The following is a 15,936-nucleotide window of genomic DNA, read 5'->3' as shown; positions in this document are numbered from 1 at the left end:
TCGATATGCCGGAACATCCGTTGTTTAGCTTTGGTGAAGGTAAGTCATACAGCCAGTTTGAATACAGTAATGTTTATTTAAAACAGGTAGTAATAGAACCGAATACCGATATTGAAGTGTCTCTTACCGTAACAAATAAGTTGGTTATTGATGGTACTGAAATTGTGCAAGTTTACTTTAATGATCATTTCTCTTCTGTCACCACGCCTATTAAACAGCTGTGTGGTTTTGAACGCGTTGATATTCCGGCAGGGCAAAGTGTTGATGTGACTATTAAGGTTAATTTCTCTGATTTAGCACTGGTGAATTCAGAACTTGAAGAAGTCGTTGAAGCGGGCACGTTTAGTTTAATGGTCGGTGCTTCGTCAAAAGATGAAGATCTGATTACTTTAGAATTTGAAGTCACAGAAACAACTAAGGTTCACTGAGCGAGCAGGGTTCACAGAGCTTTCGTTGCTTAAGCAAAAGCGGTTGAGTGTTCAGCCGCTTTTTTCTATTTTTTAATTCCTTCCTTTAGTTTCTTAGCTTTCCATATCACGTTATTTCGTCAAATCACTATTACGAATATTTATATTGTATTTATTAAAAATGGTTAATTTGACCATATTCAAAAAACAGAAAAGCTTTATTTAACTATTACTCTGATAAAAATAAAGGCCTGACAATATATTTGGTAATCGGTCTCCATTATTTGGTAATTGAGTTCCTCGCGGAAGAAATAGGCAATATTTTGGTAGATATTAATCCTATCAAAGTCATCAGCATCGGTTAGGAAAATATATGAACTACAAGAATCCATCACTTTCGATAGCAGAACGTGTGAGCGACCTGCTTTCACATATGACGGTTGAAGAAAAACTGGCTCAAATGGGGGCGCAATGGTTGATACTTGATCCGACTGGCGAGCATAAAGAGCGTGAACTTGAAATGACAACTGAAAATGTTGAGCGCACCGTCAAAGAGAAGCTCAAATATGGCCTCGGTCAGATTTCTCGTCCACTTGGAACGCATACAGTTGACGCGGTCAATGGCGTAAAAGCACTAAATAAGCTGCAAAAATATTTAGTTGAAGAGACGCGACTTGGCATTCCTGCAATGGCACATGAGGAGTGTTTGGTCGGTCTGATGGCGAAAGGCGGAACGCTTTATCCTTCATCATTAAATTATGGTCATACTTGGAACCCTGAGCTGATCGAAGAAGCGGCAATGGACATTGGCCGACAAGCGCGAATGATTGGCACCAAACAGGGGCTGGCGCCAGTATTGGATGTTTCTCGTGATGTCCGTTGGGGGCGTACAGAGGAAACATTGGGTGAAGATCCTTACCTTGTTGGCATCATGGCCACACATTATGTGAAAGGATTACAAGGTGAAAAACGTGATTTTCTGGCGACACTTAAACACTTTGTTGGGCATTCAGCAAGCGAAGGCGCACGTAACCATGCGCCGGTAAATCTGGGTTTTAAAGAGCTCAATGATACATTCTTACTGCCGTTTGAAATGGCTGTAAAACTGGCGAATGCTGGCTCTGTAATGCCTGCTTACCATGACATTGACGGTGAACCTTGCCACGCTTCGCATTTTTTACTTACTGAGATTTTGCGTGAGAAATGGGGCTTTGATGGGTTGATTGTCGCGGATTACGGCGGCATTGATTTGTTAAGCTCGCACCATTCAATTGCTGAAGACCGTGCGGGAGCAGCAGCGCTTTCCTTTAATGCAGGATTAGATGTTGAGTTGCCCGATGACGCATGCTCAACGAAACTGACAGAAGCACTGCAACGCGGTCTTATTTCAATGGAAAAGATTGATGAAATTGTTGCTCGTATTTTAAGTAAAAAGTTTGAAATGGGGTTATTTGAGAACCCTTATACTGACGTTCCTCAAGCTTCTCTGCACAATGAAAAGAGTCAGGAGATTGCTTACAAAGTCGCGAGTGAATCAATTGTTCTGCTTAAGAATCAAGATCAAACCCTACCACTGAAAACGGATAAAAAAGTGGCGTTGATTGGTGCTACCGCAGACGATCAGCTTGCACTACTCGGTGGTTATAGTTTCCCTGTGCACCTGATTTTGAGTCAGGAAGACAGTACGGACAAAGTGTCGAAGACGCTTTTGGAAGCCTTTCAACAACGCTTTGATTCGGTTATGTACGCCAAAGGCTGTGACATTCTAACTGAGCGACACGCCAATGCTCCGGTTTTCCCTGGGGACGTTGATATGGCGATCAGTCAGGCCGCAGAGTCACCTATCAGCAAAGATCTTAGTCAGATTGAAGCGGCGGTTGCGACCGCAGCTGAGAGTGATGTCGCTGTAGTTTGTGTTGGTGACTTGGCCGGTTTGTTCCAGACAGGCACAGTGGGTGAAGGTTCAGATTGCGACAGCTTAGCGCTGCCGGGAGTGCAGCAGCAAATGCTTGATGCTGTATTAGATACAGGTAAACCCGTAGTGGTATTAGTGACCGGCGGGCGACCATACAATCTAGGTCGCGCTGAAGATGAAGCGTCGGCAATTGTGTTGGGTTGGGCTCCGGGTCAAGCGGGTGCTGATGCTATTGCTGATACTTTCACCGGCAAAAACAACCCAAGCGCAAAACTGACGATTTCGATTCCTAAAAACGTGGGTGCGGTACCGTATTTCTACAATCACAAGCTTAAGAGTGCAGGTACGCCAATTGCCTATCACTTTGGTTCGAGCTTCAATTTCGGTCACGGCTTGAGCTATAGCGAATTTGCATACTCAGGGTTTAACGTGGCTTCAGATAAGCTCGGTTTCGAAGACACCGTTGAGCTATCGCTAACATTAACCAATACAGGTCGTGTTGATGGGGCTGAAGTCGTACAGCTTTATACTCGTGATGTGGTATCGAGTGTTGTTCGTCCGGTTAAGGAGTTAAAGGGCTTTAAGAAAGTATTCCTTAAAGCGGGAGAGAGCAAAACTGTTACCTTCAAACTGCCTGTTGATATGCTCAATCTTACTGATCGTCATCATCAACGTGTTGTTGAAGGCGGTGAGTTTGATCTGATGATCGGCTCTTCATCGTCTCAGATACATTTCCGTCAAAGAGTTCACGTTGTTGGCGACGTTAAGGTTCTGCCTGAAGCATGGCGGATGGTATGTGACGTTACGGCTGAATAATCACATTAGCAATGCAAAGCCGGCCAGAGGTCGGCTCTATTCTCCTAGAGTTGTATGTTGGGGTAGTCATGACTTAACCAATCTGCGTAAGCCAGCTCGGTTACCGGTCTTATTCTGACTGCTTCACTTTACCACTCAAAATACAAATCCAAACGCATTGCTAAATGGATATCAGTAGTCTGTGTATTTACGCAGCGCATGTAATCAAAGACTTATATGGATATATGAACTATGGACATGATAACGAGTAAAAAGCCTGCCTCCATCTATGATGTTGCAAAGTTGGCGGGGGTTTCTCCAAGCACAGTTTCAAGATACTTGAATCGTTCTACTTATGTATCAGATGAGAAAAGTTACAGTATCGAGAAAGCGATACAGAAGAGTGGTTACAAGGTCACATATAAAACCAAAGGCCCAATCAAAGGGCGTTCGATGACTATTGGTGTTCTGCTACAAAATGCAGACAGCCCTTTTATGATCGGCATTCTGAAGGATTTAGAAGCCTGTCTGAGTAGCAGAGGTTACTCATTGGTGATTGCAACAGGCCATTGGAAGCGTCGACTAGAAAAACACGCGCTTGACTACTTTTTCAAAAGTCATGTCGATGGTGTGATTATTGTTTCTGGTGATCTCTCTGATGAAGAGCTTATCGAGTATTCGTTACACACTCCGATAGTTGCGGTTGGATACAATAAGATTAAAGCCAACAACATACTGACTATTGAGTTTGACAATGTGCTTGGCGGATATTTAGCGACTCTGCACCTATTACAGCAGGGGCATGTCAATATTGCGCATATTAAAGGATTGTGCACTCAACCCGACGGGCAAAGACGTTATGAAGGCTATCGAAGAGCATTGAAAGATAGGGGAATACCCGTCAACTCTCGCTTGATAAAACAAGGTGATTTTAGTTCAGAGCAAGGCTATCAAAAAACCATTGAACTACTCGATTCTAAAGTCTACTTTTCAGCCATTTTTGCTGCTAACGATCAAACTGCTTATGGAGCCATTAAAGCGCTGCACGACAGGGGTTAAAGGTTCCTGAAGATGTTTCTGTTATCGGTTTTGACGACCTTCAAACGTCCAGTTACTTTACGCCAGCACTCACAACACTGCGTCAGCCTATTGAAGAGTTGGGTAGTGTTTGTGCTGAAGCCATATTTAAGATGCTTAGTGGTGAAGAACACCAAGTACGAGTACCACCAATCGATCTGATTGTGCGCGAATCGACATCATCTATTTTTGATGTTTACAAAAATATAAATCACAATCGCTGATGCAGTTCAAACCAATACTTTTGTAAGTGCAGTCAATAAGGCGAATAAATGAAGATCGTATGTGAAACAGCTCGGCTGGTGATTAGACATTTTGAACTAAGAGATGCGGAATTCATTGTTCGCCTGCTTAATGAGGAAGCATTTATTCGCTGTATTGGCGACAAAAAAGTCAGAACGAAAAAAGATGCAATCCACTACTTATCCAATGGTCCGATGCTGAGCTACAAGATTAATGGTTTTGGCTTGAATATGGTTGAGTTGAAAGACACGCATACCCCGATTGGTATGTGTGGCATCTTGAAAAGGCCAGAGCTCGATTCTCCTGATCTCGGCTACGCGTTTTTGTCAAAATATCACTCAAATGGTTACGCCAGAGAGGCAGCGAGTGCAGTGATGAAAGCAGAGTTGCCGGCAAACAAGATCGAAAAGGTCTATGCAGTGACCTTCCCAGATAACGATACTTCAAACCGATTACTAAAAGACGTTGGGTTTCAACTTACAGGAACCATGATGCTCTACGGTTTAGAAAACAATTTGTATGAACACAGCTAACGGCATGCTTGTTATCAATTGCTAACTTGTCGATAAACGCTCAGGTAGCCGTTGTTTTACGTACTCTAAAAACGCAGTTACTTTTTGTGAACGATGAAACTGTTCGGAAGAAAGAAGAGCGACAATGTCTGCTTCTTGCAGTTGATAGTCAGCAAGTACGCGAACCAATTTCCCGCTTTTAAGTTCTTCTTGTACATCCCACTCAGAACGTTGAATGATACCCTGACCATCAATACACCAATCTTTGGTCACACGGCTGACATTGCTTGAAAGAACAGGAACCACTCTTACGCTGGTTTCACTCTTGGTTGTGGTGTGGGTAAGTCGCCACATGGTCGCATCTTCATCGTTCTCTCGTAACGCTATGCAGCGATGCTGTTCTAAGTCTTTTGGTTGCTCAAGTGCTGGCGCAGATTCTAGATAAGCCGGTGAGGCTAACAGTAATCGACGGTTTTTAGACAACACAATTCTTTTTAACGCAGAGTCCTGAAGGTGTCCTATGTAGAACATGATGTCTGGGCTGTTGTGTGCAGACCACTTTGGAATATCCGACAGATTAAGTTCAATACGAAGAGAAGGGTATAGCCGTTGAAATTCTGCTGCTAAAGGGCCGATGTGTTTTTCCCCAAACCCGAGGGATGAGACGAGTTTTAAATCACCTGAAATGGCGAGTTTCTTTTCTGAAAGATCTTGGGTTAAGTGTTCAAGATCTTGTAACAGCGCTTGTCCTTTACTGGCAAGCACTTCGCCTTCGGTCGTCAATGAGGTGATTCGAGCATTTCTGTCTATCAACTTAACGCCAAGCTTTCGTTCTATATTTTGCAGCCGCTGTGAAACGCTGGGAGGAGTCACATTCAGTTTTCGCGCGGCGGCAGCCAATGAACGACTGCCTGCTACAGTGATAAAAAATTCAATATCTTGTGACGATAGCATTAAGTTCAACCTTAATGATTAAGTAAGTTGCCGTTAATTTAACTACATATAGCCGAGTGGTACAAATAGTCATGCACACAAATTTATGACTAGGTGATGGAGATATGGACAACGTGTTTCAATTCAGTACGGCGGACTGGGTTTATGTATTTTTATTTTTAATCTCAATTATTGCGGGCGTTGTTGATGCCATTGCTGGCGGTGGAGGGCTGATCACTGTACCAAGTCTGCTGCTGGTTGGATTACCACCGATGACGGTATTGGGCACAAATCGACTGCAAGCGGTAATCGGCGAACTGACTACTTCTGTGATGTTTATGAGAAACAAACAGTTTCCAGTTCAAGGTATTGTTTTAGGTTTGATTTTTACGTCGATTGGCGCAGTGATTGGAACCCTTGCTGTTGGAGTCATCGACAAACAAGTGTTGGAAAAACTACTGCCTATCCTGATGGTTGCGATCACCTTGTATTCGATCTTTGCCAAAAAACTCAAAGCAACGGAAGCAACAGAACCTGTGCTATCAAATACGCATTTTATGGTGGTATGTGGTTTGCTGATTGGTTTTTATAATGGCTTCTTTGGACCGGGTACAGGCTCGTTCTGGATGCTGGCGTTCATCAGTCTGCTTGGCTACACCATTAAGCAAGCAACGATGGCGACAAAGCCATTGAACCTAATTGGCAACGTTATTTCTTTGATTCTGTTTATCTGGTTAGGCAGTGTTGATTATCAACTTGGCTTAATTATGGCTGGCGGCCAAATCATAGGGTCGGTTATTGGCAGCAAATGCGTCATTTCGTATGGTAATCGTCTTGTGAGACCTGTGTTTATCTCTGTCACCCTCATCATGACCAGCAAGCTTCTCTATGAAAACTTCTCTTCAGCGTGGTTTGTTTAAGCGTCGAAAAGGCAAGGCGAAGACGGTATACACCCTCTTCGCCGTTTAACCGTTAATCTTCATTCGAAGCGTTGTTGCGGTAGTCTTTTGGTGTTTGGTCGAGGTTTTTCTTAAACACGGTATACATGTACTGCAACGATGGGTAGCCACATAACTCCGCGATTTCACTAATCGGTAAAGATGTTGTTTTGAGCAAATTACAGGCGCGTTTTAACTTGGAATTGTGTATCTCTTCATGGATAGAGTGCCCACACTCTTCCTTAAATCTCGATTCCAAGTTGGATCTGGATATGCCTACAGCTGCTAGTACCTGATCGACTTTAATGCCTTTACAAGCGTTATGCCTGATGTAGTGCATAGCTTGAATGACATAAGAATCTTTCAATGCGTGGAAATCGGTACTTTGCCTCTCAAATACTTTGGTTGGTGGAACAAGTATGCGAGGGATTTTAGCTGGCGAAGAAGTCGCTTCACCGGAATGTTCGGTGAGTTGTTTGTGAAGGATTTTAGCTGCGCGGAAACCCATTTCCTTGCATCCTTGTCCGACTGAGCTCAGTGAAACCCGAGTCAGGTAACTTGCCAGTTCCTCGTTATCGATGCCAATAACGGAGATCTTGTCCGGCACCATAATATTGAGATGTTCACATACCTGAAGGATATGGCGCGCTCGTGAGTCTGTCACCGCAATAATGCCAGTTGGCGTTGGCAGCATTTGAATCCAGTCGGCAAGACGGTTCATGTCGTATTGCCACGTGTCAGAAGAAGTCTGATTACCTCTGAATATGGAGCCTTTGTAGCCTTCCTTTGCAAGAATGTCTTTAAACGCGGTTTCTCTTTCGTGTCCCCATCTTTTCCAAGAATGGGAAGGAATACCGTAGAAGGCGAAATTCTCTAAACCTTTTTGTTTGAGATGTTGAAAGGCAAGCTCAACCAGAGCGTAGTTGTCAGTCGCCACATAAGGGACGTTGGGGTAGTCTTCTTCTTTGGTATACGAGCCGCCAACAGCGACTATCGGCACGTTGATATCTTTCAGGCTTTCAACCACTTTAGGGTTGTCAAAATCAGCAATAATGCCGTCACCTTTCCAATATTTTAAATTGTCCAGATGAGTGGTGAAATCTTCTTCTAAAAATATATCCCAAGCACACTGAGATGCTTGTAAATATTCGCCAATACCTTCTATAACTTGGCGATCATATACTTTATTGGCATTAAATAGCAGGGTGATTCGAAAATGTTTGTTCATATTATATTTATTTAGTTTTTACCCAGAATACTAACACTTGAAATCACTTAGCTCACGTGATCTATAACACAATAAGCAAATTGAGGAATGGAGGTACAAAAAAACATAATTGTTCGCTCTAGTAATCCGGATGAATATTTAAAATGGGTCAAATTATTTATTAAATCCAATTTTTGGAAGGAGTTTAACCATGTATATGGGGATCGATTTAGGTACGTCCGGAGTAAAAATAATACTGCTGGACGAAAATGACAAAATCGTTGCATCAAAAACAAAGTCCCTAACGGTCTCGAGGTCGCATGAACTCTGGTCGGAGCAAAATCCAGAAGACTGGTGGACGGCAACAGAAAGCATTATTGGCGAGTTAAAAGATGAGTTTGCACTTTCTCAGGTTCGCGCCATCGGGTTATCTGGACAGATGCATGGTGCGACACTGCTTGACCAGAATGGCAAGGTGTTAAGACCCGCGATATTGTGGAATGACGGCCGATGTTTTGAGGAGTGTATTGAGCTAGAACAGCTTGTACCAAACAGTCGTGAAATTACCGGCAACCTGATGATGCCTGGATTTACGGCACCTAAACTGAAATGGGTACAGAAACATGAACCAGACGTTTTCAGCAAGGTTGAGAAAGTTCTGCTGCCTAAAGATTATCTAAGATTCAAACTGTCCGGCGATTACGCTTCTGATATGTCTGATTCCGCTGGAACCATGTGGTTGGATGTTGATAAGCGTGACTGGAGTGACGCGCTGCTCAAAGCGACAGGCTTAGGCAGAGAGCAGATGCCTAAACTCTTTGAGGGCACAGAGGTTACCGGACAACTGAAGAAAGAACTGGCTGAGTTATGGGGAATGTCGTGTGTACCTATTGTTGCTGGTGCTGGAGACAACGCTGCAGGAGCAGTAGGTGTTGGCATCACAGAACCGGGGCAGGCAATGTTATCTCTTGGTACTTCGGGTGTTTATTTTGCGGTGAGTGACGGTTTCATCGCGAACCCAGAATCTGCATTGCATAGCTTCTGTCATGCGTTACCAAAAACTTGGCATACCATGTCTGTGATCCTTAGTGCGGCTTCTTGTCTGGATTGGGTTGCCAATCTTACAGGGCAAGCAGACGTAGGCTCCATGTTGAAAGACGTTGAACAGCACGCTGCTCCAAAATCAAAAGTGATTTTCTTACCTTACCTTTCCGGTGAGAGAACGCCTCATAACGATCCTAACGCCAAAGGCGTATTTTTTGGTATGACCCATTCAACAACAAAAGCCGATTTAGCGTTAGCGGTATTAGAAGGCGTGAGTTTCGCTTTGGTTGATGGTCTAGATGCACAGCATTCAGTGAGTTCTGAGCCAAATGAAATTTCCCTGATTGGTGGCGGAGCAAAAAGCGGCTACTGGCGACAAATGCTTGCTGATATCTCTGGTATGAAGCTGGTTTATCGCTCAGGTGGTGAGGTTGGCCCAGCATTAGGAGCAGCAAGGTTGGCAAGGTTGGGCACTGAAGTCGGCGTAACGGTACAAGATGTTTGCCCTGTGCCTGAATTAGTACAAACTCACTTGCCTGATGAAAGCAAAAAAGAATTGTATCAGGCTAAGAGAAAGGTATTCCAAGCGCTTTATACACAAGTGAAAGATTTATTTTAGTTGTTAACTAAACAAGTTAAATAATCAAGTGTTGCTTATTTATAAGCAACACTTTTTATATATAAGCAACTAAGTTTATAAAAACAAAAATTGTAAAAATATAAAATGATAAGCATTGATTGACATATGCTGAAGGCAAAATAAAAAAGCCAACCTCAGATTATAAGGTTGGCTTTTGCAGAACTCAGAAATAATTATTTGTAAATAAAACCATTCACAATATTTTCTAGTAATTCTTGTTTACCAGATTCTTTAACTGGGGAAATGTTATTGTCCACAGCGTACTTAGCCACTGCTTCTAAAGACATATCGCCTGCAAGGATCTTCTTACCTAGCTCTTCGTTCCAGCCTGCGTAACGTTGAGAAATAGATTTAGACAGTACGTCGTTCTCAATCATGTCTGCAGCGCGTTTTAGTGAAAGTGCCATGGTATCCATACCACCAATATGGCCGTGGAAAAGATCTTCAGCATCGATAGATGGACGGCGTAGACGAGCATCGAAGTTAAAGCCACCTGTAGTGAAACCGCCAGCTTTCAAGATTTCGTACATGATAAGCGTGTTTTCTTCAACGCTGTTAGGGAACTGGTCTGTATCCCAACCTAGTTGCGCGTCGCCGCGGTTAGCATCGATAGAACCAAACAGACCTAATGAAGTCGCAGTTGCTACTTCGTGGTGGAAGCTATGACCTGCAAGAGTGGCGTGGTTTGCTTCAATGTTCACTTTGATTTCGTTTTCAAGACCAAACTGTTTTAGGAAACCGTAAACAGTCGCAGTGTCATAGTCATATTGATGCTTAGTTGGTTCTTGAGGTTTTGGCTCAATCAAAATTGCGCCTTTGAATCCAATTTTATGTTTGTGTTCAACAACCATCTGCATTAGACGACCAAGTTGTTTGCGCTCTTGACGTAAATCGGTATTCAGTAGTGTTTCATAACCTTCACGACCGCCCCACAATACGTAGTTTTGACCACCTAAGCGTTGTGTCGCGTTCATCGCGTTGAAAATTTGTGTTGCAGCATAAGCAAACACCTTAGGATCTGGGTTACTGCCTGCACCTGCCATGTAGCGTGGGTGAGAGAAAGCGTTCGCAGTACCCCAAAGTAGCTGCATTCCGGTTTCATTTTGTTTTTGCTCTAATACATCAACCATTTGTGCGAAGTTATTGATGTACTCTTTTAGGTTGTTACCTTCTGGCGCAACGTCCACATCATGGAAACAGTAGTAAGGAACGCCTAATTTTGTGAAGAAATCGAATGCATGGTCAGCTTTAACCTTAGCCATCTCCATGTCATTTGCGCCGTTTGACCAAGGACGGTCAAAAGTACCTGCGCCAAATACGTCACTGCCTGGCCAGCAGAAGTTGTGCCAGTAACATGCTGCGAAACGCAAATGATCTTTCATGCTTTTACCTAAGATCATTTTATCTGCATCATAGTGTTTAAATGCTAAAGGGTTTGTTGATTCGGTCCCTTCATATTTAATTTTGTTTATATTCTTAAAAAATTCAGTCATCGTCGAGGCTCCGTTAATCATTTGACTTAAATGCAGATTCAATATTTTATGAATTAAAGTTATTCGGCAATTATGTTTTTTTGTTTTCAATATTACCTATTTTATTAATGAGACTTCGGTCAAAAATAACCAGAATATTTTTGGCCTTGCTAATTTGTAGTGCTTTTAACTTGTTGTTTTTAAAGGGTTGCACAAATATTCATGGCTCGGAGTTATGTGGTGACTTAAATCATATATTTCTATGATGATCACATTTGAAATAAAAAACAAAAAAACATAAGACGCAAATAAGATGAGAGAAAAGACATTTCAATCTTATTCTACATAGAATTCTGTTGTTCACTTTTAATCGTGAATAAACCCTACAAATAAATAGTGCAATACAAAGGAAAGTATAATGAAAAAGCTATTAATTCTTGTATGCTCCGCTCTTGTTTGTCTAAGTTCCCCTGTTTTTGCTAAGTCATTAAAAATAGGCATGGTCATTGATGATTTACGACTAGAACGCTGGCAAAAAGACCGAGATATTTTCGTAGATAAGGCTGAAGAACTGGGCGCCAAAGTCTATGTCCAGTCAGCAAACGGGAATGAGCAAACTCAGATTTCTCAAGTTGAAAATATGATCTCGCGCGGTGTGGATGTTCTGGTCATTATTCCAACCAATGGCGGAGTGCTATCCAACGTAATTAGTGATGCAAAACGCGATGGTATTAAAGTTTTAGCGTATGACCGCCTAATTAGCGATGCAGATATTGATTTCTACTTGTCATTTGACAATGAAAGAGTTGGTGAAATGCAAGCGCAAGCAATGTTGGATGCGAAACCTAAAGGTAATTATTTCCTAATGGGTGGTGCTCCTACAGACAATAACGCGAAACTATTCCGTAAAGGTCAAATGAATATTCTTCAGCCTAAAATTGATTCAGGTGATATTAAAGTTGTCGGTGATCAATGGGTTAACTATTGGCTAGCAGAAAACGCTTTGAAAATTATGGAAAATGCTTTAACTGCAAATAACAACAAGATTGATGTTGTTGTTGCTTCAAATGATGCAACAGCCGGTGGCGCTATCCAAGCTCTAGAAGCGCAAGGTTTAGCTGGTAAAGTTTCTATTTCAGGTCAAGATGCTGACCTAGCTGCTTTACGTCGAATCGTTGATGGCACTCAAACTATGACGATTTACAAACCGATTAATACACTTGCTAGCCGTGCTGCTGAGATCGCAGTGGAACTTGCGGATGGCAAGACTCCAGCGCAAAACTCTTCTCTCAACAACGGTATGAAAGATGTACCGGCTTGGTTGTTAGATCCTGTAGCTGTTACTTCGAAAAACATTAAAACAACTGTTGTTCGAGATGGATTCCACGCTGAAAGTGAAATTTATCAATAATAGTAATAAAAGCGTTAAGAGATTCTCTTAACGCTATTTTTATTGGGAGTGACAACTATGTCTTCTTTATTAGAAATGCGAAATATCGTTAAGTGCTTTGGCCCAGTAAGAGCGCTTGACGGTATTAGTATTAGTCTTAATAAAGGTGAAGTTTTATCCTTGTGCGGTGAGAATGGTTCAGGTAAATCGACCTTAATGAAAGTCTTATGCGGTATCTATCCTCATGGCGATTATGAAGGCGAGATTATATATAACGGAAAAGTGATTGAACCAAAAAACATATCTGATACGGAAAGTATTGGTATCGCAATTATTCACCAAGAACTCACCTTAGTTAAAGAACTGAGTATTTTAGAAAATTTATTTCTTGGCTCAGAAATTTGCACGCGCGGAATATTAAATCACGAGTTAATGCATTACGAGGCAAAACTATTATTAGAAAAGGTTAATTTGCCTGTATCACCGGAAACAAAAGTTGGGGATTTGGGGGTAGGTCAACAACAGTTGGTAGAAATTGCCAAGGCGATGTCCAAGAATGCCAAGTTATTAGTGCTTGATGAGCCAACAGCGCCTTTAACCGAATCGGAAACAGAAATTTTACTTAATCTGGTAAAAGAACTCAGAGAGTCTGGGGTGAGTTGTATCTATATCTCTCACAAGCTTGGTGAAGTAAAAGAGATCTCTGACCATATCTGTATTATCCGCGATGGGGTACATATCGGTACTAAACAAGCAAGTGATATGACAACTGACGACATCATCACCATGATGGTTGGCAGGGAAATGAAGCAACTGTTTCCAAGAGAAGAGCACGACATTGGTGACGTTGTACTTGAAGTCAAAAATGTGAACGCTTGGGACAAATCAAATTCCGCTATTCCAAAAGTAAAAAATGCGAGTTTCCAATTACGTAAAGGTGAAATCCTCGGTATTTCAGGGCTGGTGGGTGCCGGCCGCACTGAGTTAATGGAGTGCTTGTACGGCAGTTATCTTGGCAGAAACGAAGGCCAATATTTCCTGCATGGAAAGAAAATAGAGATAAACAACAGTAAGGATGCCTTGGATTTTGGTATCGCGATGGTGCCTGAAGATCGCAAGAGAAATGGCATAGTGCCAATTATGTCTGTTGGGCAAAATATGTCGCTGTCTGCCCTCGATTCATTATCAAAATACGGTGTGTTAAATGACACGCTCGAATCAAACATTATCAAAGAAAACATCAAACAGCTTACCGTCAAAACGCCTAATGCTGAGCTAGCAATTAAGAATCTCTCGGGTGGTAACCAGCAGAAAGCCATACTGGCAAGATTTCTAATGGTTAATCCAAGCATCTTAATTTTGGATGAGCCAACACGGGGTATTGACGTTGGAGCGAAATACGAAATTTATAAGCTGATGTTTAAATTAGTTAAACAGGGCATAAGCATCATCATGGTTTCCTCCGAATTACCTGAAGTGCTGGGCATTAGTGACCGTGTGCTGGTGATGCACGAAGGTGTCATTAAAGGTGATTTGATTAACCAAGATCTGACTCAAGAAATCATTATGGATTGTGCATTATCAGAAGGAGTAACCGCGTGATGGAACAATCAACAGAATTAACTAAAGACTCCAACGCTAGCCTGCTAAGTCGATTAAAAGGCGGCAACTTTCAGATGCTGGTGATGGCATTAGCGATTGTATTTATCATGATCTTTTTCAGCATCATGACTGATTGGAGCTACTTAACGCCGCGAAACATTTCCAACCTGTTCAGACAAACTGCGATCACCGGAATACTGGCGATAGGCATGGTCTTTGTCATTATCAGTGGCGAAATTGACCTGTCGGTCGGTTCAATGATGGGCTTACTTGGTGGATTGGCTGCGATTCTCGATGTCTGGTTTGGTTTACCGCTACCTGTGACCATTCTTATTACACTTTGCTCAGGTTTAATTCTGGGCGCTTGGAATGGCTGGTGGGTGGCATACCGCAAAGTACCTTCTTTCATCGTAACCTTAGCCGGATATCTTGCTTTTAGGGGTATCTTAATCGGTATTACAAACGGTACGACAGTGGCACCGATTTCTGAAGTGATGGGCGTCATCGGTCAAAGCTATTTGCCAAACATGTTGAGTATTATTGCCGGCGTTTGCTGCTTATCGGTTTACTTTGGGTGGCAGAAAAAACGCAATGTTATGCGTAAGAAGTACGAATTGTCTGTGCCTTCAATGCAAGTATCTCTGGTCAAAAATACATTAATTGGCCTTGGTGTGCTTTCTGTTATCTTCATTCTTAATGAATACCGCGGCGTACCTACACCAGTGTTATTGCTGACTTTCTTTGTTCTTGTCGGTTCTTTCATTGCAACGAAATCGAGATTCGGTCGTCGCATTTACGCAATTGGCGGCAACATTGAAGCGAGCCGTTTATCCGGCATTAATGTTGAACGTACCAAACTGTTGGTTTACGCGATGAACGGTTTCTTAGTCGCAGTCGCTGGGTTGGTTTTGAGTTCTCGTTTAGGCGCAGGTTCACCTTCAGCAGGTAACATCGCTGAGTTAGATGCTATCGCAGCTTGTGTTATCGGCGGCACTAGTATGGCTGGTGGTGTGGGCACTGTGTTTGGTGCGGTTATCGGTGCGTTTATCATGGCGTCACTCGATAACGGTATGAGCATGATGGATGTTCCGACATTCTGGCAATACATTGTTAAAGGTGGTGTGTTGCTGCTCGCGGTCTGGATGGACAGCGCAATGAAGAAACAACGTTAAGATATTTTAATAATAAAAGCAGTCTCACACCCCCAATGAGGGACTGCTGCTCCTGACATGATTAACTTTTCCTAAGATATGGATCACCACTGTGTAACGCAGTGGTGTTTTTTATTATCAGCTCAACAGTGAACTCACGTTCAACATTCTTCTCGCATGTTTCCCGCTGCGCTTGCTGGTTGCAGGATGATTTAGCTTTCTGCCAGTTTTGCATCATAGTTCTCTTGCGCGGTGATCACGGCATCCATGTTTTTCTCTGCCCAGTGGGCAAGTGCCGCGACAGCTTCAGTGAGCGTGCCTCCCAATGGGGTCAACGCATATTCAACCGTAACTGGAACCGTTGGGAAGACAGTTCTTGTAACTAATCCATCCCGCTCTAATTTCTTCAACGTTTGCGATAGCACCTTTTGAGATATGCCTTTGATATCTCGCTTTAAGTGATTAAACCGAACTGGCTCATGGCTCAGTTTATCTAAGATGAGCATTGCCCATTTGTCCGCAATGCGGTCCAAAACTGCTCGCGTCGGGCAGCGGTTTTCATAAACGTCATACGCAAAATCCACGATTTATCCTCTATGCTCAAATCACA

General features: G+C 42.6%; 12 protein-coding genes and 1 pseudogene. 9 read left to right on the top strand and 4 right to left on the bottom strand.

Annotated elements, in window-relative coordinates:
• The first annotated feature begins 5 nt into the window (after positions 1-5).
• The 4 genes and pseudogenes from P4S58_RS18355 (at position 6) to P4S58_RS18340 (ending at position 4,970) form a co-directional block, all read left to right on the top strand.
• A complete protein-coding gene (locus tag P4S58_RS18355; protein WP_337165097.1) occupies positions 6-428 on the top strand; it encodes a fibronectin type III-like domain-contianing protein in 423 nt (140 codons plus the stop codon).
• 352 nt (positions 429-780) lie between these two features.
• Positions 781-3,138 carry a glycoside hydrolase family 3 N-terminal domain-containing protein gene (locus P4S58_RS18350; protein WP_337165095.1) on the top strand — a complete coding sequence of 786 codons (2,358 nt, stop codon included), beginning with the start codon at positions 781-783 and terminating at the stop codon, positions 3,136-3,138.
• Between the two features lie 237 nt (positions 3,139-3,375).
• Positions 3,376-4,418 (top strand): annotated as a pseudogene (locus P4S58_RS18345) (LacI family DNA-binding transcriptional regulator).
• A gap of 48 nt (positions 4,419-4,466) precedes the next feature.
• Positions 4,467-4,970 (top strand): GNAT family N-acetyltransferase, encoded by a 504-nt coding sequence (locus tag P4S58_RS18340; protein ID WP_337165092.1) that lies wholly within the window; start codon positions 4,467-4,469, stop codon positions 4,968-4,970.
• Between the two features lie 21 nt (positions 4,971-4,991).
• On the opposite strand, the gene P4S58_RS18335 is transcribed toward P4S58_RS18340, so the two are convergent.
• A complete protein-coding gene (locus P4S58_RS18335) occupies positions 4,992-5,903 on the bottom strand; it encodes a LysR family transcriptional regulator (protein ID WP_112404786.1) in 912 nt (303 codons plus the stop codon).
• Positions 5,904-6,007: 104 nt separating this feature from the next.
• On the opposite strand from P4S58_RS18335, the gene P4S58_RS18330 reads away from it, so the two are divergent.
• The gene (locus P4S58_RS18330; RefSeq protein ID WP_337165090.1) at positions 6,008-6,802 is read left to right on the top strand and encodes a TSUP family transporter; all 795 of its coding nucleotides are present in this window, start codon (positions 6,008-6,010) and stop codon (positions 6,800-6,802) included.
• Between the two features lie 52 nt (positions 6,803-6,854).
• Here the strand turns inward: P4S58_RS18330 and P4S58_RS18325 are convergent, their stop codons facing one another.
• Positions 6,855-8,048 carry a XylR family transcriptional regulator gene (locus P4S58_RS18325; protein WP_042483281.1) on the bottom strand — a complete coding sequence of 398 codons (1,194 nt, stop codon included), beginning with the start codon at positions 8,046-8,048 and terminating at the stop codon, positions 6,855-6,857.
• 190 nt (positions 8,049-8,238) lie between these two features.
• On the opposite strand from P4S58_RS18325, the gene xylB reads away from it, so the two are divergent.
• Positions 8,239-9,690, top strand: coding sequence for a xylulokinase (xylB, locus tag P4S58_RS18320; protein ID WP_337165089.1), 1,452 nt, complete (start codon positions 8,239-8,241; stop codon positions 9,688-9,690).
• Positions 9,691-9,884: 194 nt separating this feature from the next.
• Here the strand turns inward: xylB and xylA are convergent, their stop codons facing one another.
• A complete protein-coding gene (gene xylA, locus P4S58_RS18315; RefSeq protein WP_337165087.1) occupies positions 9,885-11,204 on the bottom strand; it encodes a xylose isomerase in 1,320 nt (439 codons plus the stop codon).
• A gap of 397 nt (positions 11,205-11,601) precedes the next feature.
• On the opposite strand from xylA, the gene xylF reads away from it, so the two are divergent.
• The 3 genes from xylF to P4S58_RS18300 are packed head-to-tail and all read left to right on the top strand — an operon-like array spanning position 11,602 to position 15,347.
• A complete protein-coding gene (xylF, locus tag P4S58_RS18310; protein ID WP_102963667.1) occupies positions 11,602-12,594 on the top strand; it encodes a D-xylose ABC transporter substrate-binding protein in 993 nt (330 codons plus the stop codon).
• Positions 12,595-12,651: 57 nt separating this feature from the next.
• The gene (locus tag P4S58_RS18305; protein ID WP_042483294.1) at positions 12,652-14,175 is read left to right on the top strand and encodes a xylose ABC transporter ATP-binding protein; all 1,524 of its coding nucleotides are present in this window, start codon (positions 12,652-12,654) and stop codon (positions 14,173-14,175) included.
• Positions 14,175-15,347, top strand: coding sequence for a sugar ABC transporter permease (locus P4S58_RS18300; RefSeq protein WP_042483297.1), 1,173 nt, complete (start codon positions 14,175-14,177; stop codon positions 15,345-15,347). Before P4S58_RS18305 ends, P4S58_RS18300 begins: the two co-directional genes overlap by 1 nt.
• A 191-nt stretch (positions 15,348-15,538) precedes the next feature.
• Here P4S58_RS18300 and P4S58_RS18295 read toward each other — a convergent pair whose 3' ends face one another.
• A complete protein-coding gene (locus tag P4S58_RS18295) occupies positions 15,539-15,910 on the bottom strand; it encodes a winged helix-turn-helix transcriptional regulator (protein WP_102941380.1) in 372 nt (123 codons plus the stop codon).
• Positions 15,911-15,936 lie beyond the last annotated feature (26 nt).

This window comes from Vibrio sp. Hal054 (assembly GCF_037162405.1).
Classification (GTDB): domain Bacteria; phylum Pseudomonadota; class Gammaproteobacteria; order Enterobacterales; family Vibrionaceae; genus Vibrio; species Vibrio diazotrophicus.
The sequence above is the reverse complement of the archived record's forward strand: the minus strand, read 5'-3'. Positions and strand labels throughout refer to the sequence as shown.